Annotated in this window: 2 protein-coding genes; both read left to right on the forward strand. The window is 67.2% G+C overall.

Annotation, left to right across the window (positions count from 1 at the left end):
* The first annotated feature begins 132 nt into the window (after positions 1-132).
* Positions 133-1,056 (forward strand): methylisocitrate lyase, encoded by a 924-nt coding sequence (gene prpB, locus VHB27_RS03305; RefSeq protein WP_325597501.1) that lies wholly within the window; start codon positions 133-135, stop codon positions 1,054-1,056.
* Positions 1,057-1,180: 124 nt separating this feature from the next.
* On the forward strand, positions 1,181-2,255 hold a 1,075-nt coding region (locus VHB27_RS03310), incomplete at its 3' end, for an acetoin utilization protein AcuC (RefSeq protein WP_325597502.1).

Genomic DNA, 2,255 nt, shown 5'->3' on the forward strand with positions numbered 1-2,255 from the left:
CTGGCCGTGCCGTGACGAGGGGTTGCCCGTCGCGCTGAAGTTGTGCCGGCCCCATCGGGGTTCGTACGTTGTTCCCGCACGCCACTGTTCCCGATGCCCGTCTTCCGCTATCCCGGAGGAAAGGAGACGATCATGACCTATCTCGTTGCTGATGACCTGCCCGCGGCACCGGCTGGCGAGCGTTTTCGCGCACTGCTTGCTCGGCCCGGCATCGTGCAGTTGCCAGGCGCGCATAACGGTCAGGCCGGTCTTCAGGCCAAGCGCGCGGGATTCGAGGGGCTGTACCTGTCCGGTGCGGCGATGACCGCGTCGATGGGCATCCCCGACCTCGGCATGATCACGGTGGACGAGGTCTGCTTCTTCATCCGCCAGATCGCCCGCGCGACGGCGCTGCCGCTGCTGGTCGACGGGGACACGGGCTATGGCGAGGCGCTGAACGTCATGCACATGGTCCGCAGCTTCGAGGATGCCGGCGCCGCCGCCGTCCATATCGAGGACCAGTTGCTTCCGAAGAAATGCGGCCATCTGAACGACAAGAAGCTGGCCGATCCGCACGACATGGCGGCGAAGATCGCCGCCGCCCGGAAGGCCCGGCGCCACCTCTACATCATCGCCCGCACCGATGCCGCTGCCTCCGAAGGGATCGACGGCACGATCGCCCGTGCCAAGCTGTTCCTGGACGCAGGCGCGGACGCCATTTTCCCGGAAGCCTTGAATACGGCGGAAATGTTCAAGGACGTCGCGGCCCGGCTGCCCGGAGTCCCGCTGCTGGCCAACATGACGGAGTTCGGCCGGACACCGTTCTTCACCGCCTCGGAATTCGAGGCCATGGGCTACAAGATGGTCATCTGGCCGGTCTCCAGCCTGCGCGTGGCCAACAAGGCGCAGGAGAAGCTCTACGCGGCGATCAAGCGCGACGGCGGGACGCAGGGGATGGTCGACTTCATGCAGACCCGTTCGGAGCTGTACGCCACCATCGGCTATCACGACTACGAAGCGCTCGACGCGACGATCGTGACGACGATCATTCCGCAGGCGATGCCGCAGAGGTCGTGAGGGCAACCGACTTCAGGGGGCCTGACCCCAGGGCGACTGACGTCGGGGCGACTCACCCCGGGGCGACTGACTCCGGGGCGGCGGGGACCGTTTCTGCCGGCTCCCTGATTCCACGCAGGCTGGCGTGAGTCCGATCTTCATCGGCAGCGAGGTCTATCGGAACTCCAGCTACGGGCCGAAGCACCCGCTCGCCGTGCCGCGCGTCTCGGTCTGCATCGATCTATGCCGAGCGCTGGGGTGGCTGCCCGACGAGGCGTACCGAGAGGCGCCGATGGCGACCGAGGCCGAACTGCTGCGCTTCCACACCCCGGCCTATATCGCCGCCTTGCGGTCGGCGGAGGCGAACCAGGCGATCAGCCCGGCGGACCGGGAGGTCTTCCGGATCGGCGCCGACGGCAACCCGATCTATGCCGAGGTCTTCCGCCGCCCGGCCATTTCCGCCGGCGGGGTCATGCTCGCCGCGCGGCTGACGGCCGAGGACGGCATCGCGCATTGTCCCGGCGGCGGGACCCATCACGGCCGGCCGAATCGGGCGTCCGGATTCTGCTTCCTCAACGACCCCGTCCTGGGACTTCTGACCTGGCTCGACCTAGGTCTGGAGAACATCGTCTATCTCGACATCGATGCGCATCACGGGGATGGCGTCCAGGATGCGTTCCTGGGCGATCCGCGCGTGCTGACGATCAGCCTGCATGAGCGGAATCGCTGGCCGTTCAGCGGCGACGTCCAGATGCCCGCGGAGGCGGGGGCGGTGAATATTCCGCTGCCGGAGGGATGCAGCGACTGCGAGTTCGCCTTTGTCATGCAGACCACCGTCCTGCCATGCATCCGGCGGCGCGGACCGCAGGCGATCATGCTCCAGGCCGGCGCGGATGGCCTGCTCGAAGACCCGCTGGCGAAGCTGGCCCTATCCAACAATTCACACCGTTCCGTCGTGATGCAGGTTATGAAGCTGGCCCCTCGGCTGGTCGTGCTGGGAGGGGGCGGTTACAACCCGTGGAGTGTCGGGCGATGCTGGGCGTTGATCTGGGGCACGTTGAACGGCTTCGACGTACCCGAACGTCTTCCGCCGGCGGCCGAACAGGGGTTGCGCGCATTGCGCTATGGCCGCGCGGCCGGCCGCAATCCGCCGGAACATTGGTTCACGACGCTGCGGGACGTTACGCAGACCCCCCCGCCCGACGGCCCCAACCGTGATG

The sequence above is a fragment of the Rhodopila sp. genome (assembly GCF_035548235.1).
In the GTDB taxonomy this organism is placed as follows: domain Bacteria; phylum Pseudomonadota; class Alphaproteobacteria; order Acetobacterales; family Acetobacteraceae; genus Rhodopila.

Bases quoted from the DNA above. Each gene is read 5' to 3' on its own strand.
- prpB (WP_325597501.1), top strand. From the start codon at position 133: ATGACCTATCTCGTTGCTGATGACCTGCCCGCGGCACCGGCTGGCGAG.